General features: G+C 51.9%; 23 protein-coding genes. 10 read left to right on the plus strand and 13 right to left on the minus strand.

Annotation, left to right across the window (positions count from 1 at the left end):
* Nucleotides 1-12 precede the first annotated feature (12 nt).
* Nucleotides 13-759, minus strand: a complete 747-nt coding sequence (locus BD_RS14620) for a cell division protein FtsQ/DivIB (RefSeq protein ID WP_011165550.1) — start codon at nucleotides 757-759, stop codon at nucleotides 13-15.
* Nucleotides 760-953: 194 nt separating this feature from the next.
* Between BD_RS14620 and BD_RS14625 the strand changes: the two genes are divergently transcribed.
* The 4 genes from BD_RS14625 (at nucleotide 954) to BD_RS14640 (ending at nucleotide 6,453) form a co-directional block, all read left to right on the plus strand.
* On the plus strand, nucleotides 954-2,492 hold the full coding sequence (locus BD_RS14625) for a methyl-accepting chemotaxis protein (RefSeq protein WP_011165551.1): 1,539 nt from the start codon (nucleotides 954-956) through the stop codon (nucleotides 2,490-2,492).
* A 78-nt stretch (nucleotides 2,493-2,570) separates the two neighbouring features.
* Nucleotides 2,571-3,497, plus strand: a complete 927-nt coding sequence (locus BD_RS14630) for a universal stress protein (RefSeq protein ID WP_011165552.1) — start codon at nucleotides 2,571-2,573, stop codon at nucleotides 3,495-3,497.
* 127 nt (nucleotides 3,498-3,624) lie between these two features.
* Nucleotides 3,625-5,448, plus strand: a complete 1,824-nt coding sequence (locus BD_RS14635; RefSeq protein ID WP_011165553.1) for a hypothetical protein — start codon at nucleotides 3,625-3,627, stop codon at nucleotides 5,446-5,448.
* A gap of 45 nt (nucleotides 5,449-5,493) precedes the next feature.
* Nucleotides 5,494-6,453 carry a 2-hydroxyacid dehydrogenase gene (locus BD_RS14640; RefSeq protein WP_011165554.1) on the plus strand — a complete coding sequence of 320 codons (960 nt, stop codon included), beginning with the start codon at nucleotides 5,494-5,496 and terminating at the stop codon, nucleotides 6,451-6,453.
* On the opposite strand, the gene murC is transcribed toward BD_RS14640, so the two are convergent.
* The 6 genes from murC to mraY all read right to left on the minus strand — a co-directional run bounded on the left by murC (nucleotide 6,450) and on the right by mraY (nucleotide 13,046).
* Entirely contained in the window at nucleotides 6,450-7,811 is a 1,362-nt protein-coding gene (gene murC, locus BD_RS14645; RefSeq protein WP_011165555.1) for a UDP-N-acetylmuramate--L-alanine ligase, read from the minus strand. The genes BD_RS14640 and murC overlap by 4 nt on opposite strands.
* A complete protein-coding gene (gene murG, locus BD_RS14650; protein WP_011165556.1) occupies nucleotides 7,808-8,881 on the minus strand; it encodes an undecaprenyldiphospho-muramoylpentapeptide beta-N-acetylglucosaminyltransferase in 1,074 nt (357 codons plus the stop codon). Before murG ends, murC begins: the two co-directional genes overlap by 4 nt.
* A gap of 1 nt (nucleotide 8,882) precedes the next feature.
* Nucleotides 8,883-10,025 (minus strand): putative lipid II flippase FtsW, encoded by a 1,143-nt coding sequence (gene ftsW, locus BD_RS14655; RefSeq protein WP_011165557.1) that lies wholly within the window; start codon nucleotides 10,023-10,025, stop codon nucleotides 8,883-8,885.
* Between the two features lie 99 nt (nucleotides 10,026-10,124).
* Nucleotides 10,125-10,499, minus strand: coding sequence for a hypothetical protein (locus BD_RS14660; RefSeq protein ID WP_144313791.1), 375 nt, complete (start codon nucleotides 10,497-10,499; stop codon nucleotides 10,125-10,127).
* Nucleotides 10,500-10,576: 77 nt separating this feature from the next.
* Nucleotides 10,577-11,965, minus strand: coding sequence for a UDP-N-acetylmuramoyl-L-alanine--D-glutamate ligase (gene murD / locus BD_RS14665; protein ID WP_011165559.1), 1,389 nt, complete (start codon nucleotides 11,963-11,965; stop codon nucleotides 10,577-10,579).
* Nucleotides 11,966-11,969: 4 nt separating this feature from the next.
* Nucleotides 11,970-13,046: a phospho-N-acetylmuramoyl-pentapeptide-transferase gene (gene mraY, locus BD_RS14670; RefSeq protein ID WP_011165560.1), complete on the minus strand. Its 1,077-nt coding sequence runs from the start codon at nucleotides 13,044-13,046 to the stop codon at nucleotides 11,970-11,972.
* A gap of 177 nt (nucleotides 13,047-13,223) precedes the next feature.
* On the opposite strand from mraY, the gene BD_RS14675 reads away from it, so the two are divergent.
* Nucleotides 13,224-13,718 (plus strand): CBS domain-containing protein, encoded by a 495-nt coding sequence (locus tag BD_RS14675; RefSeq protein ID WP_231839197.1) that lies wholly within the window; start codon nucleotides 13,224-13,226, stop codon nucleotides 13,716-13,718.
* Between the two features lie 3 nt (nucleotides 13,719-13,721).
* Here the strand turns inward: BD_RS14675 and BD_RS14680 are convergent, their stop codons facing one another.
* Both BD_RS14680 and BD_RS14685 read right to left on the minus strand, forming a co-directional pair.
* Nucleotides 13,722-15,143: a UDP-N-acetylmuramoyl-tripeptide--D-alanyl-D-alanine ligase gene (locus BD_RS14680; RefSeq protein WP_011165562.1), complete on the minus strand. Its 1,422-nt coding sequence runs from the start codon at nucleotides 15,141-15,143 to the stop codon at nucleotides 13,722-13,724.
* 2 nt (nucleotides 15,144-15,145) lie between these two features.
* Nucleotides 15,146-16,636 carry a UDP-N-acetylmuramoyl-L-alanyl-D-glutamate--2,6-diaminopimelate ligase gene (locus BD_RS14685; RefSeq protein ID WP_011165563.1) on the minus strand — a complete coding sequence of 497 codons (1,491 nt, stop codon included), beginning with the start codon at nucleotides 16,634-16,636 and terminating at the stop codon, nucleotides 15,146-15,148.
* Nucleotides 16,637-16,663: 27 nt separating this feature from the next.
* Here BD_RS14685 and BD_RS14690 point away from each other — a divergent pair, with 27 nt between their 5' ends.
* The 4 genes from BD_RS14690 to BD_RS14705 all read left to right on the plus strand — a co-directional run bounded on the left by BD_RS14690 (nucleotide 16,664) and on the right by BD_RS14705 (nucleotide 20,449).
* Complete coding sequence (locus BD_RS14690) at nucleotides 16,664-17,344, plus strand: alpha/beta hydrolase (protein ID WP_011165564.1); 681 nt, start codon at nucleotides 16,664-16,666, stop codon at nucleotides 17,342-17,344.
* A 41-nt stretch (nucleotides 17,345-17,385) separates the two neighbouring features.
* Nucleotides 17,386-19,128 (plus strand): hypothetical protein, encoded by a 1,743-nt coding sequence (locus tag BD_RS14695; RefSeq protein ID WP_011165565.1) that lies wholly within the window; start codon nucleotides 17,386-17,388, stop codon nucleotides 19,126-19,128.
* 122 nt (nucleotides 19,129-19,250) lie between these two features.
* Nucleotides 19,251-19,697 carry a Crp/Fnr family transcriptional regulator gene (locus BD_RS14700; protein ID WP_144313792.1) on the plus strand — a complete coding sequence of 149 codons (447 nt, stop codon included), beginning with the start codon at nucleotides 19,251-19,253 and terminating at the stop codon, nucleotides 19,695-19,697.
* Nucleotides 19,694-20,449, plus strand: coding sequence for a UDP-2,3-diacylglucosamine diphosphatase (locus BD_RS14705; RefSeq protein ID WP_011165567.1), 756 nt, complete (start codon nucleotides 19,694-19,696; stop codon nucleotides 20,447-20,449). The genes BD_RS14700 and BD_RS14705 overlap by 4 nt, the downstream gene beginning before the upstream one ends.
* Nucleotides 20,450-20,455: 6 nt before the next feature.
* Here the strand turns inward: BD_RS14705 and BD_RS14710 are convergent, their stop codons facing one another.
* Nucleotides 20,456-22,048 carry a RecQ family ATP-dependent DNA helicase gene (locus tag BD_RS14710; RefSeq protein ID WP_011165568.1) on the minus strand — a complete coding sequence of 531 codons (1,593 nt, stop codon included), beginning with the start codon at nucleotides 22,046-22,048 and terminating at the stop codon, nucleotides 20,456-20,458.
* 193 nt (nucleotides 22,049-22,241) lie between these two features.
* On the opposite strand from BD_RS14710, the gene BD_RS14715 reads away from it, so the two are divergent.
* On the plus strand, nucleotides 22,242-23,096 hold the full coding sequence (locus tag BD_RS14715) for a penicillin-binding transpeptidase domain-containing protein (RefSeq protein ID WP_231839198.1): 855 nt from the start codon (nucleotides 22,242-22,244) through the stop codon (nucleotides 23,094-23,096).
* Nucleotides 23,097-23,176: 80 nt separating this feature from the next.
* Here BD_RS14715 and BD_RS14720 read toward each other — a convergent pair whose 3' ends face one another.
* The 3 genes from BD_RS14720 to rsmH are packed head-to-tail and all read right to left on the minus strand — an operon-like array spanning nucleotide 23,177 to nucleotide 26,463.
* Nucleotides 23,177-25,159 (minus strand): penicillin-binding transpeptidase domain-containing protein, encoded by a 1,983-nt coding sequence (locus BD_RS14720; RefSeq protein ID WP_011165570.1) that lies wholly within the window; start codon nucleotides 25,157-25,159, stop codon nucleotides 23,177-23,179.
* A gap of 1 nt (nucleotide 25,160) precedes the next feature.
* Entirely contained in the window at nucleotides 25,161-25,496 is a 336-nt protein-coding gene (locus tag BD_RS14725) for a hypothetical protein (protein WP_011165571.1), read from the minus strand.
* A complete protein-coding gene (gene rsmH / locus BD_RS14730; RefSeq protein WP_011165572.1) occupies nucleotides 25,477-26,463 on the minus strand; it encodes a 16S rRNA (cytosine(1402)-N(4))-methyltransferase RsmH in 987 nt (328 codons plus the stop codon). The genes BD_RS14725 and rsmH overlap by 20 nt, the downstream gene beginning before the upstream one ends.
* Nucleotides 26,464-26,583 lie beyond the last annotated feature (120 nt).

The following is a 26,583-nucleotide window of genomic DNA, read 5'->3' on the forward strand; positions in this document are numbered from 1 at the left end:
CCAGACTTAAGCTTAGGGATCCTTACGCAACCTGACAAGGACTTTCTTTGACAGATTCGCGTCTATGACGCGCGCGTCAAACTGGCGGGATTCGAGATAATCGACGACTTGGCTGACTCGTGCAGACTTCAAAGATACTTGGTCTTCGCCCATCTTCACCTGGATTCCCGTTTTGATCATGGTCATCCAGAAACCTTCTTTATTGTCGTAACGAATTTCAGAAATTGTTTTTCGGCTGAATGATCCTTCGGCAGGAATCTGCTCAACCACATCAACAGCCTTCTTGCGAAGTTCTGTTTTTTTCACAAAGCTTTCACCGTCAAGCAACACAACATCCGGAGCCTGTTTGCTTTCGACCGGATCCAGGAACGTTCCATCTTTGATAATAGGAACAAGCTTCCCACCCTTGGCCATGAACAGAAGCTTCACTTCGTGCGGGCGCACGCGCACCGACAACGTCGTCGGCCAGCTTCTTTTAATGTTCAAACCCTCCACCCAGTTCAGGGCATCAACTTCACGGGATACTTTTTTTAGTTTGATATTCCAAAGGGACACTCCCTTGTAACGGGCAAGACTTGCTTCCAGTCGATCCACGTGAGGTCGCAAAAACTGCTCCTGCCCCGCAGGTGGATTTTCAAGCACAACCTCGACTGTACGAATGTTGAAGAATCCGTTTTCATTCAGATAAAAAAGCGTCCCCGCAAGAGCTGCAGGCAGAACAATGAATCCAAAGATGAGTTTAAAAACGAGCTTCTTCACAGTCGGAAATCCTCTGCTGTCGTGAATTTTAGATTAGCAACAAGATCGCCAACAATGAAACGCTGTCCGCAAAACAAGACCAAGGTCTTTGACTGGACCTTTGGGCACTTTGCTTTTCGATCAGTAACAAAACGAGCTTTCGTCTATATTGTTTTCCACCTCTTCTCCGATAGATAGCAGGCGAAGGAGACTCTATGAAATTTGGCAGCAAGGTAATTCTGAATGTGGCGATATCCTGTGTGGTCTGCACACTGGCTGCGGTTGGCATCTCTTCTTCCAAAATACATGAGCAAGGACGTGAGCAGCTGGTCGACAAATCCCAGGCCATCCTGTCCCGTCTTGAATCCATGCGCAGTTATGTCGCCACCTCCGGAAATCTGAAAGAAGACTTCGCCGCAGCGGTTGAAAAATATCCGGACGGCAATCTGCCTGAAGACGTGCGCAAACAATTGCTGCGCAAAGTTCCCATCGTGGCTTCCATGGCTGTGGGTTTTGAAAACGCGGAAAAGGACGGATACAAATTCCGCGTGTTCACCGCGGCTCCGCGCCGCGAATCAAACAAGGCCACCGCATCAGAACTTGAGATCCTGAAACGCTTCGAAGCAGATCCAAATCTGAAAGAAGTTGTCGAAGGGGACGACCGACAGGTGGTGGTTTACCGTCCTGTGCGCCTGTCCGAAGCCCAAGGCTGCCTGCTGTGCCACGGACACCCTTCCAAGAGCCCGTGGGGCAATGGCAAGGACATCCTGGGTTTCCCAATGGAAAACTGGGGCGACAACAAACTGCATGGTGTCTTTGCTGTGACCTCCTCCACCGACCGTGTGGCGGAAGCCGCCATCAACACGACTTATTCAATCCTGTTATGGGCCCTGCTGATCACCGTGGTGATTCTGGCCGTGTCCTACGTGCTGCTGCGCTCACCTCTGGGCGCACTGATGGAAGCCATCGGCACTCTTAATCGCGCCGGCACTCAGGTCTCCACCACCGGCAATGAAATCTTCAGCTCCAGCCAGAGCCTGAGCAATTCTGCCGTCAAAGCCGCGGCTTCCATCGAAGAAACCTCGGCGTCAACTGAAGAAGTGTCCAGCATGGTCAAGATGAATTCCCAGCACGCCTCCAAGGCCCGTGATCTGGCACACACCGCTCAGGAAAAAGCGCGCATCGGAGAACGAGAGGTTCAGAAACTGACCACTTCGATGGATGAAATCACCTCCAGCTCCAAAAAGATCGAAGAAATCATCACCGTGATCGACGACATCGCCTTCCAGACCAACCTGCTGGCCCTGAATGCCTCGGTCGAGGCCGCCCGTGCCGGTGAGCATGGAAAAGGTTTTGCCGTCGTCGCCGACGCGGTTCGCAGCCTGGCACAACGAAGCGCCACTTCCGCCAAAGAGATCTCCAATCTGATCAACGACAGCGTTGAAAAGATTGAATCCGGCCACGAGGTCGTTCGATCCAGTGCGGAATCTTTGAAAGAAATTGTGACAACCATTGAAAAGCTGTCGGCCCTGAACACAGAAATTTCCGGAGCCAGCTCGGAGCAGGAACAAGGGATCCTACAAATCAACAAAGCACTGACAGACATGGATAAGATCACGCAAGCCAATGCCGCCTCGGCTGAAGAATGCGCCGCCGCTTCAGAAGAGCTGACACGTCAATCATCCGTCATGGAAGAAGCAGTCCAGCAACTAAATGTTATTATTAGCGGAAACACAGACAAGTCCGCATCCTGATACAAAAATAAACAAATGATGACGGGAATCATAGACCCGCAGATTTAAAGTGCTATCCTTCGAAGCAAGGAGGATAGCATGACCACTCATTCACTTCTTATTGCCGACGAACTGGAACACAAGGATGAAGCATCTTTAAAAAGATCCCAGGTAAACCGTCGCTTCGCCTCGGACCTGTCTGTCCGCCTGAATTGCCCAGTGTCATTGTTGTACGTCAAAACTCTCAAGGACATCCCGGGACGCCTGGCGCTTTCCTATGCGGAAAAAGCCAAGGTCATCAGTCACAAGCACCATCAGTTGGCTCCGGTCATGAAAAACTTTGCTTTACCAGGAAAACTGATTGTGAAGTTCGGCTCGCCGGTAAAAGAGATTTCCGGTGCATCGAAAGACACTAACACCATTGAAGCTTTGATTCTGGGGTCCCGCGCACTGAAGGGCATGGATCGTTTCTTCCTGGGAAGTGTCGCTGAAGAAGTCGTGCGCAATGTAAAACGCCCGGTTTATATCCTGGGTCCCGGCACTCAGCGTGACGACTACTCTCTGCCCACAAAAAAAGAACTGCGCATTGCCATCGTCACCGATCTGACGAAAAAGTGCCGTGCCTCGGAAACTTATGGCGTCAGCCTTGCCAAGCGTCTGGGCGCCCACGTGGTGCTTTATCATTCGGTCGCAGAAACCCTGCGCTCTGTCGAACAGTACATGTTCGCCGCCGGTGAAGCCACTCCCAGCATCGACACTATCTATGCCGATATCAAAAGAGATGCACAAAACTCGATGGAAAAGAAACTGGAACGACTGCGCAGCAAAGGCATTTCCTGTGAAGGAATCATCGAACAGGAAAAGACTCCTCTGGTGAAGGTCTTCCTGGAAGGCCCGGCAGGCAACTGCGACTTGATCTGCATGGGCGACGAAAGCCAGGGCGGACTTTTAGGCGCACTTCTGGGCTCAAATCTTCGCGACATGATCGCAAACGCCCCCGTTCCGGTCATTGTTGTCCGCTCTTAACGAGGGTGTCTCAGCATGAGACACCCTTTTTTCGTCTTCCCCATTTTGTCATGTGCGCAAGCTGTGGACGCCCTTCCTTGCCTGATTCTTAACTGGCGCTGGACGGCACTTTGCAGTTTTTGCGAGTATGAAACTCAAAGCCCTTTTCTGCCTTGGCCTGCTGGTTATGTTTGGGAGCCCTTCAGTTGAAGCGGCCACCAAACGCATTTGCACCATGACCCTGAACTCCGCCGACGAAAAAGAGGCGCTAAGGCAGCTTTATGCGTCCGAGGACGTGGTGATCACCGAGCTGGTTCCTGCCGAAGGCAAGAACCCCCGCTGGCTGCAAAACGCCTGCGAATCCGGCATCCAGTGCGACGTGCTTTTGATTTCCGGCCACTTTGGCGGCGTGTTCTTTGGTGAAGGCAACAGCACCACTTTGGATTTAAAAGAAATCGAACGACTGAGCTGCGAAAACTCCTGCCCGGGGATCTTAAGCAAACCCAAGGATGTCTTCCTGATGGGTTGCAACACCTTATCCAGCAAAACACCGGACAAACGCTCGATCGAAGAATATGTGGAAGTTCTGATCAAAAACGGCTTCCCCCGTGACCTGGCAGAGCGCGTGGCTTTTTCCCGCTATTCGGAATATGGCATGAGCATCAGTCAAATCTTCTCTTCCGCCTTCAACAACGTCGAACGCCTGCACGGCTTCACCAGCACCGGCCCCCTGGGGAAGGTCGCGGCTCCGCTTTTGAAAAAAGCCCTGCGCGACACCAGTGCTCAGACCCTGTTTAGCAAAGGCCCGGACACCAAGAAACTCAATCAGCTTTTCGCCGGCAGCAGCTATCGCATTGTCTCTCCGAAAACCGAGTCTGATCCAAACTACAAAGCCCTGACTTGCAACGCATATTCCGATAGCATCAACGAAAACCGCGAGGCCATCCATTTCCTGTCCAAAAAACTGCATCTGAAAAAATACTATGAGCCTCTTTTGGAGGCGACTCAAAACCCGCTGTTCATGTCGCTGTTGCAGGACACCCTGCGCGCGTCTCCGGAGGCAACCCGCAATTTTGAAAACTTCTTCCTGGAAATCGGCGCGGCCCGCTCTTTGCCGCTGAAGATGAAAATGCAATTCCTGGATCTGCAGGCGCAACTGGGTCTTTTGCCCGCCACGGTGAAGGCCGAACAGCAGGAACGGCTGATCCGCCAGCGCTTGGGGGATGGTTTGAACTTTATCGTCACCGATCAGTTCTGCGCCATGAAGGATCTGCTTAAAAGCACCGAACTGAAAGCCGGCTGGTTGCCTTACACCTCCAATGCCTGGCAGTTTATTCCCCGTCTGTCGCAGTGTTTCGGCAGCTATGACATGGGCATCGAAGGACTGCTGAAAGAGATGATGTACAGTAACGAATCTCCGATTCGTCGCGAGGCCCTGCGTGCCCTCAAAGGCCGTTTGTATTCCCATGACTTCAGTCAGTTGCTGAAAGCCTCTGCTCAATGGCCCCAGCGCGACCGCCTGGACATGAGCTACAGTATCGGCTTGAAAGCTCCGACGGAAATGCTGCCACCGATAGTTGAAACTTGTCTGGCAAAAGCCGCCACCGGTGACAATGCCGAATCCCGCGATGGTTATCGCTGGTACTGCCTCAACCAGTTCGAGCAGCTGATTGACAATCCTTTGAAATGTCATCTTGTTGCACGCAGCTTTGAAACACAAAGCGTGACCGGTTTGGACTGGAACTGTTTGACCCGATTTAACCACGAAATCCACCTGGGGTCGTGCCTTGAAGCGGCCGATCGCAACGCCGATATTGAGAGTTCCGACAATGTTCGCTGGTACTGCTGGTCCAAATTGTCTGAACAAAAACAATTGAGCCGGTCCGAATGTCTTGCTTTGGCCTCTTCAATGAAAATTCAAGGAAATCGCTTCAAGGCCAACTGGAACTGCATGAATCGTATCGCAAATTGACCTCGGGGCCCGCCAGGTTTACAAAGTAAACTCTGGAGGCCACGCATGAAAAACACCCTGCTCTTTTCTTTTTTGCCACCGGCTTCGGTCCTTGAACGTGCACTTAGCCAGTTCAAGGCCACCATTTCCGCCAAAGAACTTTCCGTCGAAGAAATGCTGGATCAGGTTCACAAGATCCAACCAGCCGCCATCGTCGTGGTCCCGCGCCAGAAAATCACCGCTGAAGTTATCAAAGCCCTGCCGGATTCCGTAAAGATCATCGCCACCTCCAGTGTGGGTTTTGATCATCTGGATATCGCGGCCGCCAAAGAGCGCGGCATCCTTCTGAGCAACACCCCGGATGTGCTGACGGAATGCACGGCGGATCTGGGTATGATGCTGCTTTTGAATGCCTGCCGTCGCGGCCGTGAATATCTTTCCATCATGCAAGAGGGCTGGAGAAAAACCTACAGCCAGACCGACATGCTGGGCCTGCAAGTCAGCGGGAGAACTTTGGGCATTCTGGGCATGGGTCGCATCGGCCGGGCCCTGGCAGACCGCGCCCGCGGCTTTGGTATGAAGATCATCTATTGCAACAACAAACGCCTGCCGCCGGAACTGGAAAAAGATGCGGTGTATTTCAAAAACTTCCACGACATGCTTCCGCATTGTCAGATCATTTCTTTAAATGCACCCAACACACCGGAAACCAAAGGTATCATGAACAGCAAAAGTTTTTCCCTGCTGCCTAAAAACGCCGTGCTGGTGAATGTGGCTCGCGGAACTTTAGTGGATGAAGACGCATTGATCAAAGCCCTTGAAAGCGGACACCTGTTCGCGGCCGGACTTGATGTGTTCTGCCACGAACCGGACTACAATCTGCGCTTGCGGGATTTTCCGAATGTGTTCTTAACTCCGCACATGGGAAGTGCGACGGTGGAAACCCGATCCGCCATGGGTCACCGGGCCTTGGACAATGTCACCGCGGCGCTGGAAGGCCAACGCCCCGGGGATTTTTTGTATTAAAGCTGATTCAGGACTTCCAGTCCCAGTTTCCAGCCGTCTCCGGCACCGAGGGTGACAAACACGTCGCCCTCTTTCAGCATGCCCAGAATTTTCTGAGTCGCTTTATCATCGCGCACAAAGTACTGGGCATGTTCGTGCTTCATCTCGGAAGCCAGTTTTTCACTGGTCACCCCCGGGATTGGCGCTTCACCTGCAGGATAGATATCTGTCAACAGAACCTGATCAGCCTCCATAAAGGCCGTGGTAAAGTCATGCCAGCAGTGCTGTGTGCGGGAATAACGATGTGGCTGGAAGAACACCACCAGTCTTTGCTTCGGATACTTTTCCCGGAAGGCCTGCAGAACCGCGCGCACTTCTGTCGGATGGTGACCATAGTCATCATAGACTTTGATGCCTTTTTTCTCGCCTTTGAAGTGGAAACGACGATCCACCCCTTCATAGCGCTGAAGACCCTTGGCACAAGTTGCAAACGGAATCCCGGCTGCCACACCCGCACAGATTGCCGCCACGGCGTTCAGGGCATTGTGACGACCTGGAACTTTCAAATCAAATTCGCCCACCAGGTGTTTGGTGCCCAGCAACCGGTCATTGCGGTGAACGGCATAGTGACCATGTTCGCCCGTCACCACCAGGTCATTTTTTTCGTCAAAGCCATAGAACAGGATTCTTTTCGGGAAGTTTTCAAAGATCTGACGAACCAACGGATCATCCCCGCACACGATGACTTTGCCATAGAACGGAACTTTCAGGGCAAAATCGTGGAAGGACTTCTGCACATTTTCAAAGGTCTTGAAGTGCTCCAGATGGTCCGAGTCAATATTGGTGATGATCGCGATTTCCGGAGACAGCTTGTGGAAGCTGCCGTCGGATTCGTCGGCTTCCGCCACCAGCCATTCACCAGAACCCAGCATCGCCGTGGATTTGATCAACTCAAAGCGGCCGCCGATCACAATCGTCGGACTTAAGTTCGCTTCCAGGAAAATCGCAGACGTCATGGAAGTGGTTGTCGTCTTGCCGTGAGTTCCGGCCACCGCGATACCGCGTTTCAGGCGCATGATTTCCGCCAACGCCTCGGCACGCGGGATCAGCGGGATCTGACGGGCGCGGGCTTCTGAAATCTCGGGATTTCCGTACTGAATCGCACTGGAGTATACCACCACGTCAGCGTCACCCACGTTGCTGGAGGCGTGGCCTTTGAAGACCTTCACACCCAGTTCTTTCAGTCTTTCGGTGTTGGCGTTTTCCGCCTGATCACTGCCCGACACTTTCGCGCCGATATTGTGCAACAGCTCCGCGAGGCCGCACATACCGATGCCTCCAACACCTACGAAATGGAATTTGGCGTGCTGTAACTTCATTGCAGGATTTCCTTTGCGATCACGGTCGCAGATTGAGGGATGTAGAAGTTCTTTATATTCCGAACCATTTGTTCACGCAAAGCTTTATCGGCCCGCAAAGATTGGACTTCTGAAATCAACCTTTCCGGCGTTAAATCTTTCTGCAAGATCATGCGACCGGCATTCTTTTCGACCAGACTTTCTGCATTCTTTTGCTGGTGATTGTCCGCAGCTGGCAGCGGGACAATGATGGGAATGATACCAAAGGCCGCCGCCTCGGCAATAGAGCTCGCCCCACCTCGGCAGACAATAATGTCCGCCCACTGATAGTACTTGGCCATGTCATAAATGAATTCAAACGGCTGCACTTCACATGGCGCGTTCTTGTATTTTTCAGACACCGCCTGGAAGTCGGCACTGCCCAATTGGTGAACGACAGAAAGATCCTTCACCCAGTCCCCGCCGCCCAGAACCGCATCGCTCAGGCAGTTGTTGATGATGCGGGAGCCCTGGCTGCCGCCAAAGGCCAACAGGTGAAACTTTTGATTCTCCGAAGAATCATGCACCGCCGCTTCGATCTCGGCACGAACCGGCATCCCGGTTTGAATGATGCTGTCACCCTTCAGATGCTTTTTGGCTTCGTTGAACACCACAAAACATTTGTCGACGAAGCGGGACAAAATGCGATTGGCCATTCCTGGCATCGCATTGGGTTCCCACACCGCCGTGTTAAAACCAATAATGCTGGCGGCCAGCACAAACGGGCCGGAAGCGTAACCACCCACACCGATCACATACAAAGGCTTCAGTTGCCCCAGTAAACGGATGGACTGCCACAGACCCACGGGGATCTTCAGCAGGGTTTTCATTTTTTGAATCGGACTTTTTACATTCAATTGACCGGATTCGATCAGATGCAGAGGGAAACCCTCGCGGGGAACAATCTTGCTTTCAAGACCCCGGGCCGTGCCGACAAAGTGCACTTCGATGCTGGGATCGAGCTTTTGCAAAGCCCGGGCGATGGCAATACCCGGATAGATGTGTCCGCCAGTGCCTCCGCCGGCGATCACGATATTTTTCTTAACAGTCATTTTAATTTTTCACCTTTGAAGCTGTCCAACGGGAACCAAAGCGACGGGAAAACTTGTCTTCTTCGAAAGAGTTCTCGATGTTCAGAATAAGACCAAACATAAAGCACAAGGACACCAGGGAGCTTCCACCGTAACTCAAGAACGGCAGAGTCAAACCTTTGGTGGGAAGAAGCCCCATCACCACCCCTGCATTGATAAAGACACTCAAGCCAAATGTCACTGACAAACCCAGAGCCAATGCTCTTTTGAATGGCTCCTCAGCTTTGACCGCAATCTGCATTCCGCGGAAAACAACAAAGCCGTACAGGGCCAAAATCAATACGAAACCGACAAAGCCCATCTCTTCCCCCAGCACGGCCAGGGTGAAGTCTGTGTGCGCTTCAGGAAGGAAGAACAGTTTTCCCTGCCCCTGACCCAAACCCGCTCCGGTCAATCCCCCCGAGTGGAAGCTCAGCATGCTTTGAATCACCTGGAAACCTTTTTGCGCCGGGTCCGCCCAAGGATCCAGGAAAGCCAACACACGCGCACGACGGTAAGGCACTGTCATCACCAGGAAATAGAACGCCGGGACCATCACCGCCACTGCGCCGATGATGTATTTCCACTGCAGACCGAACGCAAACAGCAACGTGACTGCCACCATCACGATGATGGCAAAGGTTCCAAAGTCAGGCTGTTTCAGCAACAAAGCCATCGGGGCCACCAGGGCCACAAAAATCCAGTGCCACTTCACACGCCCCAGGAAGTTTTCCTGACGGCACAGCAAACTTGCAAACCACACACTGAAGGCAATCTTCAGAAGCTCGCCCGGCTCAAAGCGCACACCCAATGGCAATTGAATCCAGCGGGTCGCACCACCCACTCGCACACCCAGGCCCGGAACAAAGGTCGCGAGAACTCCCAGCGTGGCCACGAACCACAAAGCCCAGCCATACTTTTCGATATAGCGAAAAGGAATGTGGATGGTTGCCACCAGAATACCCATGGCCAGAACCGTAAAGATCAATTGTCGTTTGAAGAAGAACAGACCGTCGCCGTAGGATTCGATCGCGAAGATGAAACTGGAGGAATAAACTTGAACCAGCCCGATTCCCAAAAGAGTGATGATAGCAAGAAACAGGCTGCTGGACAGATATCTCAACATAAACGTGGACTCCCCGAGAAAGTGGCTTCACGAGCCACTTTCTAAGTTAATCAGAAGTCCAGTTTAAGGTCTATCGGGACGGAAAAAAGCTGGACCCGATTACTCGGAGATCACTTCGGCGTCAGACTGCTCAGCTTCCTGCTTGGAAGGAGTCGTCACCGGCGCTTTTTTTACAGCCGCTTTTTTCTCCGCACGTCCGGACGTAGCGCAGCAATAGATCACACCGTTCTGATCGGAAGTGTTTTTGTAGTTGGTGATGGAGAAGTTGCGGTTGGCGTCGCAGCGGTTGGCCATTTTCATGCTCAGCTCGACATCAAGATCGTGGTAAACGTCGCCACTTAGGAATTCACAGAACATGCCTGTGCTGGCTGCCATCTTTTCACGCTGTTCCTGGCGGGCTTTGAAAGATCCGGAAGCACAACCGGAAAGAATAAGTGCTGATGTGGATAATGCAAAAAGCAGACGACGAGACACGGGAGCCCTCCTGGCAATGTTAATACTCAAAGGGCCTCATCCTCGAGGCCCTTTGCTTGTTTCTTGATTGTAAATTATCAGTGAAACTTTCTCACGATTTCTTTGAAATAATCGCCGCGTTCTTCGAAACTGTCAAACATGTCAAAGCTTGAGCAACCCGGAGAAAGCAGGACAACGTCCCCGATTCTCGACTTTTGGTAAGCGATCAAAACCGCCTCCTCAAATGTACCGATCAGGAAGGTTTCAGAGAAGTCACCAAGGTCGCGATTGATACGTTCTTTGGCTTCCCCGACCAAGATCAGGGTTTTCACCTTGCGTTTCACGGACGTGCGCAAAGGCTCATAATTCAGATTCGTATCTTTACCACCGGCGATCAGGATCACGTTTTCATCAAAAGTGTCCAAAGCGCGCAGGACCGCGTGCACGTTGGTGGCTTTGGAGTCGTTGTAGAACATCACTCCGCCCACTTTGCGCACGTACTCGATACGGTGAGGAAGACCGGTGAAAGTGTTGATCACTTTCTGAACCGCTTCACGGGTTGCACCATGTTCACGGGATGCCAGGATCGCCGCCATGATGTTTTCCACGGAATGTTTACCGCGCATTTTCATGCCCTTGATGTTGAAGCTTTCGATCTCTGGACCGGTGCGAACACGGATTTCGTCGCCGATATTCACAGCGCCACCGATGTTCATGATTTGAGGCTCCAAAGCCGGTTTGCGCGAGAAGTAGAAGATACGACCGCGCTGAACCGCCGGATCACGAGCCAGTTCAACAACCGCGTTGTCATCCGCATTCAAAATGCTGGTGGTCGCCTGGTTGGTGTTTTTGAAGATACGGCGTTTTGCGTTTACGTATTCTTCCATGGAACGGTAACGATCCAGGTGGTTTTCAGCCAAGTTCGTGAACACGATGTTGCCCGGATTGAAAGTGTCACAGTGTTCAAGCATGAAGCTTGATACTTCCGCGATCACCACTTGCGCTTTGTCATCCAGACGCAGGTAATCCACCAGCGGCTTTTCATTCGCTCCGCCAACCCAGGTTTTTACGCCGGATTCAGTCAGAATCGCCTCAGTGATTTTCGCCACTGTGGTTTTACCGTTGGTCCCGGTCAGGCCGATGATCGGCTCTTTGATGAAGCCGGCAGAGAATTCGAATTCACCGGTGATCTTGATGCCTTGGGAACGGGCATAATCAAAGATCTTCAGATTGCTTGGAACACCCGGGGAAAGAATCACCAGATCCTGTGCAATGAAGGTTTTCGGACTGTGGCCGCCCAGTTCAAACTTGATTGGCAGCTCACCCAGTTGCTCCAGCTGAACAGAAAGCTCCGGCTTGGATTTGTGGTCTGTCACTGTCACTTGTGCGCCATGTTTGGTCAGGAAGTGAGCCAGGGAAACCCCTGTCTTGCCCAATCCCACAACCAAAATGCGTTTGTCTTTTAAATCACTATACTCTTTATACATCTTCTTACCTCAACTTCAGAGTGGCCAAACTTAATACTGCAAGCAAAATGGAAATGATCCAGAAACGAACAATGATCTTGGTTTCGGTCAATCCGCCCAATTCAAAGTGGTGATGAATCGGCGCCATTTTGAAAACTCTTTTACCGGTCATTTTGAAAGAGATCACCTGAGTGATCACTGACAATGCTTCGACCACGAAAACCCCGCCCAGGACAAGCATCAACAACTCATTTTGAGTGATGACAGCCATCGAGCCAAGGAAACCGCCCAGGGACAACGAACCCACGTCCCCCATGAAGACTTGCGCCGGATACGCATTGAACCACAGGAAGCCCATGCCCGCAGCGACGATGGTCGCCGCCACAATGCTCAACTCCCCGGCACCCACCACGTGGGGGATTTGCAGATAGTTCGCGATCGAGAAATGGCCCGTGACGTAAGCAAACAGACCCAAAGTCGCCGCCGAAATCATCACCGGAACAATCGCCAGTCCATCCAGACCGTCGGTCAGATTCACAGCGTTCGCGGTACCGACAACAACCAGGGCTGCGAAGATCACATAGAAGTAACCCAGATCAATGGAAACAGATTTCATGAATGGAATGGTCACTGCGGTGCTCAGACCGTGGAAGTGAACCAGGGCCGCCACCACAAGTCCGCTGATCAAAAACTCGCCAGCCAGACGGATTTTACCGGACAGACCTTTGGAGTTCTTTTTGCTGACTTTCAACCAGTCATCCATGTAACCGATCAAGCCGAAGCCCCAAGTGACAATCAGAACACCCCATACCAGCGGGTTCATCATATCCACCCACAACAGGCACGGAATCAAAGTGGAAAGAAGAATCAGACCACCACCCATGGTAGGTGTGCCGGCTTTCTTTTTATGGGTCTGAGGACCGTCGTCGCGGATCGCCTGGCCAAAGTGCTTCAACTGAAGACGTTTGATAAAATGCGGACCCCAAATCCAGCACAGCAAGAAGGCTGTGAAAAAGGCAATGAAGGTTCTGACCGTGATGTACCTGAATACGTTCAGTGGCGAGAACTCATCTGCCATTGAATAAAGCCATTGGTAAAGCATGCTGCGCTGATCCCCTGTTGTGACCTAAAAATTTAAATTTGCTAGGAACTTAAAGGGTTTAGCATATTCGCTGGACAAAAATCAAGCGGAAGTTCATAAGTATATGTAATCATTGATGTTTAATAAATTATCTGAGATATGACAGGGCTCATGTTTACGGCCCCCGAAAGTGCTAAGATGAAGGCATGCAAGGAGGTCGTTGTGAAAATTGCGTTGAAAGACCATATGTCCCGAAAGCTCATCACTGTCAGCAAAGACGCCACAGCTGCGGAGGCATTGCGCCTGATGAACAACTATTGGATTCGCCATCTTCCCGTGCTGGATGAAGAAGAGGACTATATCGTCGGCATGCTGTCGGAGCGGGATCTGCTGCGCTCGCCACACTCTGAAACTCCCGTTGAAAAACTTATGAGTTCCCCGCTGAAAACTTTCCCTGTCGAAGCGCCCATGAAAGCCGTGGTCGATGCGATGATCGAAGAAAAGGTTTCAGCCTTTCTGATCACAAAAGATGATGAAGTGGTGGGCATTGTGACTTCGGAAGACATGCTGGTGCTGCTGGATCAGATCCTGAAAAAAGATGAATCCTCAGACGCCCCCTGGGTCCTGGGAGATCTTTTCGCAAACCCACTCCTGCAAAGAACCGCCTACCTGGTAGGCCAAGCCGGCGTCTGATTTTTATTGTTTTTCGGCGAAGTCGAGAGGCTCGCACGGGAAAACGAAGCGTTCCAGCTTTGTCCCGCGCGAGGCTTTGACGACGGCGATATCACCAGTTTTTAGGAAACCTGCCAGATCCTGGCCGGAAGAATCTTTATAGTCTTTTTCGATCAGCGCCAGGTTTTTGTATCCGGCGCTGCTCAAACCCTTGGCGAAGGCATCAGCGTCATCGCCGATAAAATAAACTTTATCAAAGCCGGCTTGTCCGACCCAGGTGCCCAGCTCTTCATGCAGATTTGCGGATGCAGATCCCAGTTCCCGCATCTGACCGAAGACACCGACTTTGCGGCCCGGAACTGTCAGAAGTTTCATGTTGTCGATCAACGCCTTCATGCTGTCGGGATTGGCGTTGTAAGCATCAAAGATCATCTGCGCACCGGACTTCAGGTGCACCAGTTGATTGCGACCCCAGTTGGTCTTGCACGCAGGAAGCCCCGCCCACACCTGTGCCGGAGTCATGCCGACCGCCAAACCCACACTGGCTGCCGCCATCAGGTTCGTCAGATTCTGCGCACCGAAGACCTGAACACGCGCGGTGCCCGCCTCCCCGCCGATAGAACCCTTGATGGAGATCTCACTCATGTTCATGGACGAAATCATCAGATGCACATCGGCACGAGGATCTTCGGAAGAGAATGTCAGGATGCGCGCCTTCGGGAACTTGTCGCGCGCTTTGACGTACATGTTGTGAGTCTGGGTGTTGTCGAGGTTATAAATGCGCACCGTCTGATCACCGGCGGCTTCATAAATTTCCTCTTTGGCTTCCGCCACCTTTTCAATGGTGCCGAAGAATTCCATGTGCGCACGACCCACCATGGTGCAGACCACCACATCGGGCTCTGCAATATGCACCAGCTCGGTGATTTCACCGGCGTGATTCATGCCCATCTCGATGATCGCCACGTCTTTATTCGGCGGCAGTTGCAACAACGTGAAAGGAACACCCCAGTGATTGTTAAAGCTTCCTTTGTTGTAGTGAACATCCATGGAAGAACCCACCAGCGCTGCGGTAAATTCTTTGGTCGTCGTTTTACCGTTGGAGCCGGTGATCCCGACAATGCGGGCGCTGGATTCATGACGGGCCCAGTTGCCAAGTTTTTGCAAAGCTTTGAGGGTGTCGGGAACCAACAGGATGGTGGCTTTGTCTTTCAGTTTTTCTATCAGCGCATTTTCTTCATGCACCAGCAAACCGGAAGCGCCTTGTTCAACGGCTTTATCCAGGAAATTGTGAGCGTCAAAGGCCTCGCCTTTAAGGGCGATGAAAAGCTGACCCTGCAACTGCGCACGGGTGTCGGTGCCTATGCCGGCGAAATTGGTTTCTTTCTGGCTCAGGATTTTTGCACCTGTGACTTTGACGATGGTTTGCAGGTCCATGGCTCTCATGTTTATCTCCCTTGCAAGGCCTCTTCGGCCACCTTCACATCACTGAAGGGGAACTTCTGGGTTCCGATAATTTGATAATCTTCGTGGCCTTTGCCGGCGATCAGAATCACGTCGCCTTCCTGGGCTCGCTTCAGGGTCTGGGTGATGGCATCCTTGCGGTCCACCACCGTTGTGGCTTTGGCTTTGTTGGCTCCGCCCACTCCCGCCAGAATGTCCTGGATGATGGTTTGCGGGTCTTCTGTGCGCGGATTGTCCGAGGTGATCACGACTTCGTCTGAATACTTCAAAGCCATTTCAGCCATCAAAGGCCGTTTGCCTTTGTCACGATCCCCGCCGCAGCCAAAGATCGTCCAGATGCGGGATTGCGACTGCAGGTTTTCGCGAACCTTGGTCAAAGCCATCAGTACATTTTCCAGAGCGTCCGGCGTATGGGCATAATCCACAAAGACAGAAAGATTTTTATCATTCGGCACGGACTGCAAACGCCCCGGCACGCCGGTGAAACGATCCAAAGCTTCAATGCAGATATTCAGCGGAAGTCCTGCCGACAGTCCGGCCCCCAAGGCCGCCAAAGCATTCATCACATTGTGAGTGCCCGACATCGGCAGACGCACTTCCCCTTCCCCGACCGGAGTCCACACTTTGAAGTGAGTCAGGGCAAAGTCCATCTTCAGAATTTCATAACGAATGTCAGAATCTTTTTCACCGTAAGTCCACAGCACCGCCGGATCCGCCACACGCAAACGGCGACCGAACTTGTCAGCGGTGTTGACGATGGCAAAACACGGACGCTTGTGAGTCTTCCACAACAAGTCCGTGAACAGGCGTTGTTTCGCCTCCAGATAGCTTTCCATCGTGTTGTGATAATCCAGATGATCGCGGGTCAGGTTCGTGAAAATCACAGTGTTGAAAGGAACGCTGTCCACACGGCGCTGATCCAGAGCGTGCGAGGAAACCTCCATCGCTACCGCCAAGGCCCCTGCCGAGCGGAATTCACGCAGGCGCTTTTGCAGAAAGACCGGATCCGGCGTGGTCATTTCTGAAGGCCACACCTGATCGCCCAGATGATGATTGACCGTGCCGATCACGCCAGTTGGAATTTTGCCGTGGTTCAAAATGGCTTCGGTCATGTAAGTGACAGAAGTTTTGCCGTTAGTGCCGGTCACCCCGACACAGAATAATTCCTGCCCTGGATCCCAGTAAAAACGACTGGCCAGAACATCCAGCACTTCGCGGGAGTTTGGCACCTGTACCACGACCCCTTCATAACCCTCAGGGATTTTCGCTTTGTCTTCCACCACCAGGGCCGCAGCCCCTTTTGCGACGGCATCAGGAATAAAAGTGTGCCCGTCCAGTTTGTTACCGCGAATCGCGACAAACACCGAACCCGGCACCACAAGGCGTGCGTCGTTGAAGACCCCTGTCACTTCAATATGAGAGAATGCGTTTTCAGGAATCCCCGGCAGAATGGAAAAGAGATGTTGCAGTTTCACGCACTAAGAGTAACTTAGGTCTCAGATATGAGACAACTCGGAAAACTACATTGCCAAGAAATAAATCATAACGACGATGCGCCATGGGTCATCTTCTTCCATGGTTATGGCGCTGATGCCAACGACCTGTTTTCTCTAGGGGAAATCATTCCCACAAAGAAGACATACAACTGGTTATTTCCAAATGGAAATCTGGAAGTGCCCATCGGCCCGGCCTGGACGGGACGCGCCTGGTGGACAATTGACATGATGGAAATTCAGCGCGCCCAAGAGCGCGGCGAACACCGTGACTTCAGCAACGACACACCGAAAGGCATGAGCAAAGCCTATGACCTGGCCATGGAGATGATCCGCCAGATGAAAGTTCCATGGAACAAAATCGTGCTGGGTGGATTCAGCCAGGGCGCGATGCTGGCGACAGAGATCTATCTGCGCGCCCCGGAAACTCCGAAGGGTCTTGTGATCATGTCCGGAACACTGGTTCATCAGGACGAATGGAAACAGTACGTTCCCAATCGCGCCGGCCAGCGATTCTATCAAAGCCATGGCATCAACGATGCGGTTCTGGGCTACAAACAGGCTCAAAAGCTTGAGACCCTGCTAACCCAAAACGGCATGAAAGGATCCCTGCAAGGGTTCCGGGGCGGTCATGAAATTCCAATGCCGGTGATCACCCAAATCGGGGAATATCTGAACACGATTCCGTAATTGCAACGTGACTTCGCAACAGCCACGGTGAAAATAAGAGCATGAAAACTCTGATCACCCTGGCTTTTCTTTTGACGTCCTTTTCTGCCTTTGCTCACCGCCTAGTCCTGGAGGACCCTTCTGAAATTCAAACTTTGGAAGAAGCTGATTTCAATCTGGGCCGCGTGCTGTTTTCCCTTCCCGGCGCCGATAATAAAAAGCTGCTGGAACATCCCGCTTACAACTCTTTGGTGGCTGATCTGGAAAAGGATCTGGAAGCCTTAAAAACTCAGGATTCAAAACTGGGTGTGGGAATGAACTATGTTCACCGTCTGTTTGATATTCGCTGGCTGAAATCACCGGCGGCAAGATTTGAGCTGGTGGGTGTCGTCAATCGCATGGATCGCGCGGTCTTTAATCCCGGCACTTGTGGCGAGGTCCGTTTGATCTATCGCCTGGCCTATACCAAAACTCAGAATCAAACCCTGATACAGTCCCGCCTGCCAATGACCCTGAACGCCGTCTTTAAACTTCCGGCCACCCCGAACTGCCAGGCCGTCGCCAAACAGTGGTCCTCTCAACAAAAACCGCCACTGAAACCCTGGGTGACTTTGGCAAATCTGAAGTCCCTGGAGGTCAATCTGCAAGCCGTGCGCTGGCCATCGACCATCCGTGGTGACATGGGCGGACATGCTGAATACTTCCTGCGGGTGTACCGCCTGCAAAACAATGTCTTTGTGGCTTCCGCGATGGAAAACACTCCGGATGTAGCCCGCCTGCAAAGCAATTCCGCTTTGCGCGCAGAACTGCTGGCTTGGATCTCCACTCCGGAAAACATCAAAGCCCTGGATGCCGGGATTTTGAATATTCCGGAAAAGTTTCTGACCACCAAAAGCTCTTCCTTCGCTTTGCACGGGATGAACCGCCTGGCCAACCGCCCGTTTGATCAGATCTTCAAAAAAGAGGACTTTAAGAATCTGAAGCTGACTGATCTGGAAAATATTTATGGCCCTTCTTCCTTCCGTCGCCGCCTGAATGACCTTTCCTGTGCTGGCTGCCATCAGGGGCGCACGATTGCGGGCTTCCATTTTCTGGGGAAAGATCCAGAGTCGACGATCTTTGCCAATTCTGTCTTTTCTTCCCAGTCCCCGCACATGATGCAGGAACAAAAGCGCCGTCAGGTCTATTTCCAAAATATCTTCCAGGGAAAGGCGGCCGACAACTCCAGGCCGTTTTCCGAGCGGGACCCGAAGACCCCGGGAGCCATGAATGCTCACTGCGGCTTGCCGGGTTCAGAGTATCAGGCATGGACTTGCGCCGCAGGTCTGAAGTGCATGGCGGTGGTGACACCGGAAGGTTCGAAAGAAATCGGCGAATGCCTGCCCGAACAGCCAATGGCGGGAAATCCCTGCGAGCCCGGCACCGTTTCACAAACGGCGAACTCTCACGGCGATAAGATGAAGGCCGGAACCAGAACATCCTGCCCCTCCCACCAATACTGCCAGACCACTAAAGTAGGATTCCCTGGTGGGATGTGTTCCGGAGGCTGCGAGCAACTGACCTCGGGTGAAGCGTGCGGAGCCATTGCGGTTCTTCAGGGATTCAATGACTGCCTGGCCCGTCATCGTCCTTTCGGAGAGTGCCTGGCGCAGAACACCCGACCAGCGGGATTGCAGGCTTGCGATGACACGATTTCATGCCGTGCCGATTACATCTGCAACAAGACCCAATCAGGAAAAGGCGTCTGTATTCCACCCTACTTCCTGTTCCAACTGCGCGTGGACGGCCACCCCAAACCGATCTAAGTTTCTTTTCACAGACGAAGGGCCCATTGCGGCCCCACTGTCTGCACCCTCATGCGGTACCTACGACCAGACCGATTCTTGCTCGGTGGAATGGTCAAAAATCCTTGATAATCTATGACCCTATGTTCAATTCAAAAGCTTCCAAGGGCAAAAAATTTATCGACCAGCAGATTGTCAAACTGGCCGACGGCGAAATCCTTTTCCGCGAAGGGGATCTCAGTCGCGAAATGTACATCGTGCAAAAAGGCGCCGTCGAAGTCTTTAAAAGAGTCGAAGGTCAGACGATGATTTTAGGTCGCGTCGACCGCGGCAGCATGGTGGGTGAAATGTCCCTGCTGGAGTCCCTGCCTCGATCCGCTTCAGCTCAGGCTGTGGGCGAAACCACACTGCTGATGTTTGATCCGGGCAGCTTTCTGCTAAAAATCCGTCGTGATCCGACATTTGCTTTTGAGCTTATGAAACAACTGAGCGGTCGCATCCGTTCGACGAATGAAAAGCTGATTACACTGATGGCCGCTGAGCAGTTATCCAGGAACGATCTGCAAGAAATCGCGGAATCCACCTTATGATTATTGATGTCACCACAGAAAAGATGGTGGTCATTTCAGATCTGCATCTGGGGAATCCTTTTTCTGAAGCGAAAAAATCCCTGATTGAATTTCTGTACTGGGCGGCTGAAAACAAATATGACGTCTGTATCAACGGCGACGGACTGGAAATCGCGCAAGTGTCCTTCCGCAAGATGGCAGAGGACGTGCCCGAGGTCTTTCGCGCCGTCAAAGCCATCACCAAGGCTGGCAACCGCGTATTTTACGTTGTGGGAAACCACGACATCGTCCTTGAAAACTTTCTGGAAGACTGGGGTCCTTTGACCCTGGCGCCTTTTTTGAACGTTCGGTGCGGCAAGCAGCGCATCCGGATCGAACACGGTCATCTGTATGACCCGTTTTTTGTCAAGCGCCCGGACCTGTACGAGTTTCTGACCTGGCTGGGCGGCTTTGCCCTGATGGTCAGCCCTAGAATTTATAAAGCCTGGATCAAATTTGAAGAACTGAAATCCCGCCTGCGCCGTCGCTTCCGTGGCAGCAGCGAGGTTCCGTGCCTGCCCGGGGAACATCCGGATTTTGTGATTGCAGCTGAAGAAATCTGCTCGCGTGGTTTTGATGCGATCATCTTTGGTCACACTCACCATCCGGGCACCATTGATCTTCCACAAGGAAGGTACTTCAACAGCGGTTCCTGGATGATTTCACCAACCTATATTGGCATCACCAGCCAAGATGTGGTTCTGAGTCAGTTTGAAGCCGACAAGGGTGCTTAGCCGCTTTTAAAGGCGGCGTGCAGGATCGCCCAGCTCTGCCAGCACATCCCAGCCGAACTTTTCCAGTTTGGAATCACCGATGCCATAGATGTTTTTCATCTCGTCCAGGGTGCGCGGATTTTTCACCGCCAACTGCCGCAGGGTCAGATCTCCAAAGACCACGAAGGCGGGCACATCCAGCTCTTTCGCTTTTTCACGTCTCCAGCGTTTAAGAACTTCCATGCGTTTTTCCTGCATCTCATCCAGCACGATATCGTCGGTGTTGATGATCTTTTTGGACTTGCTGGAGGCTTTTTTCAGCTTGGTGACAACCTGATCCACCTTCGCCAGCGGAGTCACAGATTTCTGGATACGACGGGCTGATTTCGGGTCACAGCTGTCACAGTGCCCGCAACGCTCAATACGCTGGGAGTCTTTGTAATAGGTCAGGATCTCGGCGTGACGGCACTCACCACCTTCGGAATAGTTCACCAGGGCGTCCAAGTTTCTCCAGCGCGCGTCTTTGATTTCATCCGGCGCTTCGGAACTGTGAATGAAGAAGGACTGCAAACCCTTGTCTTTCTTTGAATACAACGTCAGACAGGTCGAATGCTCGCCATCACGGCCCGCACGCCCCATTTCCTGATAAAGAGCATCGATATTGGCGGGAATCTGGAAATGCACCACCAGGCGCACATCCGGTTGATCGATTCCCATGCCGAAAGCATTGGTCGCCACCAGAATGCGCAGCTCCCCTTTGGCATAAGCTTCCTGGGTGCTGGTGCGAACTTCGGAAGTCAGGCCAGCATGGTAGTAGCCAACGCTTTTACCGAACTTCTTCTGCAGAAAGGCCGCAATACTTTCAGTCACTTTACGAGTACCGCAGTAAACGATGATCCGGCCTTCAGGGGTTTGTTTGATACTTTGAAGCAGCAGCAGAAGTTTTGCGTCTTCGTCTTCACAAAGCTCTACCTGATAATACAAATTGGAGCGATAGAACCCGTGGACCATGCGCTCGGGCTTTTGCAGTTTCAGATGTTTAGAGATGTCATCCAAAACAGTCGGAGTCGCCGAGGCGGTCAGCGCCAGCACCGGTACATCCGGGCACAGTTTTTTCAAAACATTGAGCTGCGCATATTCCTCGCGGAAGTCATGCCCCCACTGAGAAACGCAGTGAGCTTCATCAATTGCAAAAAGTCCGACGGTGCGGTTTTGCACCCAGCGATGGAAACCTTCTTTTTGCGCACGCTCCGGGGAAAGATATAAAACAAAGGCGCCGCCCTTGTTGATTTCGGCGAACACCTCGCGTTTGTCATCATCACTTTGTCCGGAATGCAGGGCGCCTGCCGGAATGCCGTATCGACGCAGCGATGCCACTTGATCCTTCATCAGAGCAATCAGCGGGGAAATAACGATGACAAGTTTTTGCGTGGCCACGGCAGGATACTGATAACACAGCGATTTACCGCCGCCGGTCGGAAGGACCGCCAACACATCACGGCCGCCCATCACCGATTCGATGATCTCTTTTTGCCCGCGTCGGAAACCGGAAAGATTGAAGTATTTTTTTAGCTGGTTTTCCTGCGGGCTGACGGCGATTTCCATAAACGACACTTTCATTCAAAGACCCCTTGATTTCAACAAGATTGCACGGCTTCTTGTGCTGCCGCGCAAACAGGCAGCAATTTCCAGGCAGGGCTGTAAGTGCCCTGAATCCCTCAGGAGTTTCCAGCAATTTCCGAAATCCAGTCGGAAAAATTTTGCAAGACCTCTCCGGCTATTTATGCGAACCTATAAAGCCGAAGGAGTTTTTATGAAGGCACTCTCAATTCTACTGATTCCTGCGCTTTTTTTGGGTTGCACCTCCCCTTCCCCGAAAGAGGCTCCAGCAGCGGCTGTTAAGGCCGCCCCCGCAGAACCTTATCCGGACAAAGCCGTCTGTTTTCTGCTGATTGATGCCCAAACCGGACAAATTCAAAAATCCGTGAACGAGGAAAACTGCCAGGTGCAACGACCGGCCTGTTCGACTTTCAAGGTTCCTTTGGCGGTGATGGGGTTTGATTCCGGCATCCTGAAAAACGAAAGCACGAAGTTCAAATGGAACGGCAAGAAGCATTCGATTGCGGAATGGAACAAAGACCAAACCGCCGCTTCGTGGATGAAAAACTCGACCGTTTGGTATTCCCAAATGCTGACCGGAAAAATGGGCTTTCAAAAGCTGAAGACTTACCTTCGCAAATTTGACTATGGCAACCAGGACATTTCTGGCGGGATTAAAACGGCGTGGCTGACGCCGGCGTCGTTCACCCCGGAGGAAAAGGGTTTCTCTTTGCGCATTTCCGGATTTGAGCAAACTGATTTCCTGAAAAAACTTCTGTACGACAAGCTGCCGGCCACCAAACGCTCGCAGGAACTGACCAAGAAAATCATGTTCCTTGAAAAGACCCCGAAGGGTTACGACTTCAGCGGAAAAACAGGATCCGGCTATACAGATGAAACCTTAAAACGCCGCATCGGCTGGTTCGTGGGAACTTTGACAACCGCCGACCGCCAGTATGTCTTTGCAACCAACTACATCGACACTGTCGACGTAGAAAACGCCGAATACGGCAGCCGCTTCGCCAAACAACTAACCATCGACCTGCTAAAAGAAGAAAACCTCTGGTAAAAAAAAAGGTACCTGCTTACTTTTTCCGAAGCGGCGCATCTGGCGCAATGCTTCTGCAAAAGTAAGCAGGTACCTTTTGGTTATTTCATGATGACGGTGATTTCTTTGCTTTCGGGGACTTGGGAGCCGGCGGTGGGGAAGACTTCACTGACGGTGCCTTGGCCCACAAACTTCACTTTCAAATCCTGGCCGCTGACTTTGCGAAGAACTTCGCGGGTGGTCAGGTTCATCAGGTTTGGAACTGTGTCGCCAGTCTCTACGTTTGTGACTTTGTCCAGTTCGGTCGCTGTCAGGATCGCTCTTGGAGCTTCGGCTTTCTTAACAATTTTAGGTTCGGAAGCCACTCGGCGAACTTTCGGATTCACCGTGGATTCTTCAGCCAACTGCAAAGGGGCAATGCCTTCTTTGCGAACAGCATAAGAGGCAATTCGAGAAAACACCGGAGCTGCCACTGTGGCCGCGTAATACGATTTGCGCGGGGAATCGACCGCCACATAGATCACAAACTTCGGATCGTTGGCTGGGATGAATCCGCCAAAGCTGGAGATATAGGCGCCACGCAGGTAGCCGCGCCCGTTCGGATTTACTTTCTGGGCCGTTCCAGTTTTGCCCGCAACCATGAAACCATCCACACGCGCATTGCCACCAGTGCCACCCTTTGTGGTTACGCCCACCAACATGGCACGCATTTGCGCCGCCTGCTCTGCGGAAAGAATACGACGGATGGGTTTTGGCTGGACTTCAACCAGCTCGCCGGTTTCCGCATCGCGCATGCTTTGCACGATGTACGGCGTATTCAGGACACCCCCGTTGGCAATCGCCGCAAAAGCGTTGGCAATCTGCAAAGGTGTTGTTGAAATCCCGTGACCGAAAGAGATATTGGAAAGCAAGTGCTGTCTCCAAGGCAGAGACTGCACCATCCCGCGGGCTTCACCCGGCAGATCCACACCCAAGCGCTGACCAAAACCGAAATCAAGCAGGCCCTGGCGCAAACGCTCCTGACCCATTTTGAAAGCGATCTTGGTTGTACCCACATTCGAGGACACCGCAAGAATTTCGGAAACAGTCAGGTCTTCGAACTTCTCTCTGGTTTCCGCTTCTTTGATGATGCGATCACCCACCCGGAAGCTTCCTTTTTCACAATAGAACTTGGTGTTGGGCTGAATCAGTCCATCACGCAAAGCTGCGGCGATCACAAAAGCTTTCATCGTGGACCCGGGCTCAAACGCGTCGGTCACAATCTTGTTGCGACGATATTCTGAAGGGGATTTTGCAGCCTTGTTCACATCAAACGTCGGAGCAGATGCCAGTGCCAGAATTTTGGAAGTCTTTGCATCCAGAATCACACCCACCGCATGATCAGCTTCAAACTGGGAAACCGCATTGGCAAGTTCACTTTCCAGACGGTACTGCAAATCGGAATCCACGGTCAGTTTCAGCTCAGTTCCTTCCGGATTTTCGATGAACATCAAACCGTCGTTGATCAATGGACGCCCACGGGCATCCCGCTTCACCAGGACTTTTTTCTTGTTCCCCATCAAAGCCTGATTGTAGCCAAGCTCCAGTCCTTCAAGCCCCTGCCCTTCACTGCCCAGGAAACCCAGAGTTTGTGCCAGCAAAGTTTCATTCGGATAAACACGGCGCCATTCCTCAACAAAAGAAAGACCACGGATGTCCCAGGATTTGATTTCGTCGGCCTTGTCCTGCTCCAGCATGCGCTGAATCCACACAAAGCGGCGGTTGCCATCCTTGATTTTGGCATACACAGATTCCGGAGACTGATTCAAAACTTTCGCGAGCTTTTTGGCGACCTGTTTGCGGTTTTCCAAAAGTTTCGGATCGGCATACAGTGAATAAGCCGCCGCCGACATGGCAAGGTCACGGCCATTGCTGTCAACAATCGCCCCACGGCGTGCCGGCAAAGAAACCTTGGTTTGGAACTGACGGTTCTGCAAAGCATTCAAACGGTCATTGGGAAGAAATTGAAGATAGGCTGCGCGCATCGCCAAAGCGGACCACAACACCAGAATTCCGACGAAGATGACAACAATACGTGATTTCAACTTACAGATCCTTTTTTGCGATGCCTTTTTCAGCCACAGTGTTCATCTCAGAAGCCAGTGGACCGGTCAGATGAATGATCTGATTGGCCTGAACCTTTTTAAGAGTGAATTTTTGCTGAGCCACGGAATCCAAAAGCTGAGGACGCGTGATTTTTGCCAAAGAGATTTCCTTGGTGCGTTTTTCTTCCCAGACTTTTTTGTGTTCGCGGGTCAGCTTCAGAACGCTGTAACCCATACGGCGTTCTTCCATCTGCAGGAACACGATTGAAAACAAAGTAAAGATGACAATAAGAATACTGAAGAAAGGTTTTAGCTGCTTAAAGTTTTGTGAGCTCATCCTGAGCACTCCTCTCGAATATTCTCAGCTTCGCAGAGCGTGAGCGAGAATTTCTGTCACACTCTTCCTGAGTGGGAACAATTACTTTCTTAGTCACCGTGCGGCCCAAATCCTCGGACTCACGGAAAATATTTTTTACAATACGGTCTTCCAGAGAGTGGAAAGAGATCACCGCCAGTCGCCCGCCGGGATTCAGCGCGCGAATCATTTTCGGAATCGCCTCTGCCACCACTTCCAGTTCGGAATTCACCGCCAGTCGCAAAGCCATGAAATACTTCGTGGCCGGGTGATGGCCTTTAACCTGCCATCCGTCCACGCGTTCAATCAGCCCTGCCAGGGCGCCTGTTGTCTGGAATGCTTTTGTTTTGCGGTCATTGACGATCGCACGCACGACTCGGGAAGGGCGATAGACCTCGCCGTATTCCTTGAAGATTCGAATGAGCTCATCCTCAGAAGCCGTATTAATAAGCACCTCAGCCGTCAGTCCCTGCTGCTGGTTCATTCTCATATCCAGGGGGCCGTCGTTATAAAAACTAAAGCCTCGTTCTCCCTGGTCCAATTGCGGAGAACTCACACCTAGATCTAAGAGCATCATATCAAAGTTATTTAGATTGTGTTCTGAAAACTGCGTGAAATTACCATGGATTACGTTTAACTGGCCCTTCTCGACTTCAGTCTGGAAGCGGCTTTGCGCAAAGGCAATCGCTGCCAGATCTTGGTCCATGACCGTGGCTTTCATCTGGGGGTAAGCATACTTTAGCGCCATGTAGTGACCGCCCCGGCCAAAAGTCCCGTCGAAGTAGCTCAGTTCTTTTTTGTCTCGCAGAGGATAAAACGCCGCCAGCACTTCCTGAAGCAGAACAGGATAATGTTCAGGAGAGAATTCAAAGGGAAGCTCGACCTTCGGCGGGATGACTTCTTCCTGACGTTCAATTCGTTCACCGGATTTGGGCTTGTACTTCTTCATGGGCGCGCGCTTTCGCTATAGTTTTCGGGCTATTAGATGATTCAAGGTATGAATTATTCTATTGAGCGTCAAGTCGCTTTGCCTTAACCTGTTTTTAAGGCTTCTTCGTATTGAAAAGGA

The organism is Bdellovibrio bacteriovorus HD100 (assembly GCF_000196175.1).
GTDB lineage: Bacteria > Bdellovibrionota > Bdellovibrionia > Bdellovibrionales > Bdellovibrionaceae > Bdellovibrio > Bdellovibrio bacteriovorus.

Coding starts and splice junctions, on each gene's coding strand:
- BD_RS14725 (WP_011165571.1), bottom strand. CDS start 25,496: ATGAGCTCACAAAACTTTAAGCAGCTAAAACCTTTCTTCAGTATTCTT.
- murD (WP_011165559.1), bottom strand. CDS start 11,965: ATGTATAAAGAGTATAGTGATTTAAAAGACAAACGCATTTTGGTTGTG.
- BD_RS14680 (WP_011165562.1), bottom strand. CDS start 15,143: ATGAGAGCCATGGACCTGCAAACCATCGTCAAAGTCACAGGTGCAAAA.
- rsmH (WP_011165572.1), bottom strand. CDS start 26,463: ATGAAGAAGTACAAGCCCAAATCCGGTGAACGAATTGAACGTCAGGAA.
- BD_RS14700 (WP_144313792.1), top strand. CDS start 19,251: ATGTTCAATTCAAAAGCTTCCAAGGGCAAAAAATTTATCGACCAGCAG.
- BD_RS14705 (WP_011165567.1), top strand. CDS start 19,694: ATGATTATTGATGTCACCACAGAAAAGATGGTGGTCATTTCAGATCTG.
- BD_RS14690 (WP_011165564.1), top strand. CDS start 16,664: ATGAGACAACTCGGAAAACTACATTGCCAAGAAATAAATCATAACGAC.
- BD_RS14630 (WP_011165552.1), top strand. CDS start 2,571: ATGACCACTCATTCACTTCTTATTGCCGACGAACTGGAACACAAGGAT.
- murC (WP_011165555.1), bottom strand. CDS start 7,811: ATGAAGTTACAGCACGCCAAATTCCATTTCGTAGGTGTTGGAGGCATC.
- BD_RS14625 (WP_011165551.1), top strand. CDS start 954: ATGAAATTTGGCAGCAAGGTAATTCTGAATGTGGCGATATCCTGTGTG.
- BD_RS14635 (WP_011165553.1), top strand. CDS start 3,625: ATGAAACTCAAAGCCCTTTTCTGCCTTGGCCTGCTGGTTATGTTTGGG.
- BD_RS14640 (WP_011165554.1), top strand. CDS start 5,494: ATGAAAAACACCCTGCTCTTTTCTTTTTTGCCACCGGCTTCGGTCCTT.
- BD_RS14710 (WP_011165568.1), bottom strand. CDS start 22,048: ATGAAAGTGTCGTTTATGGAAATCGCCGTCAGCCCGCAGGAAAACCAG.
- murG (WP_011165556.1), bottom strand. CDS start 8,881: ATGACTGTTAAGAAAAATATCGTGATCGCCGGCGGAGGCACTGGCGGA.
- BD_RS14695 (WP_011165565.1), top strand. CDS start 17,386: ATGAAAACTCTGATCACCCTGGCTTTTCTTTTGACGTCCTTTTCTGCC.
- mraY (WP_011165560.1), bottom strand. CDS start 13,046: ATGCTTTACCAATGGCTTTATTCAATGGCAGATGAGTTCTCGCCACTG.
- BD_RS14675 (WP_231839197.1), top strand. CDS start 13,224: ATGAAGGCATGCAAGGAGGTCGTTGTGAAAATTGCGTTGAAAGACCAT.
- ftsW (WP_011165557.1), bottom strand. CDS start 10,025: ATGTTGAGATATCTGTCCAGCAGCCTGTTTCTTGCTATCATCACTCTT.
- BD_RS14715 (WP_231839198.1), top strand. CDS start 22,242: ATGAAGGCACTCTCAATTCTACTGATTCCTGCGCTTTTTTTGGGTTGC.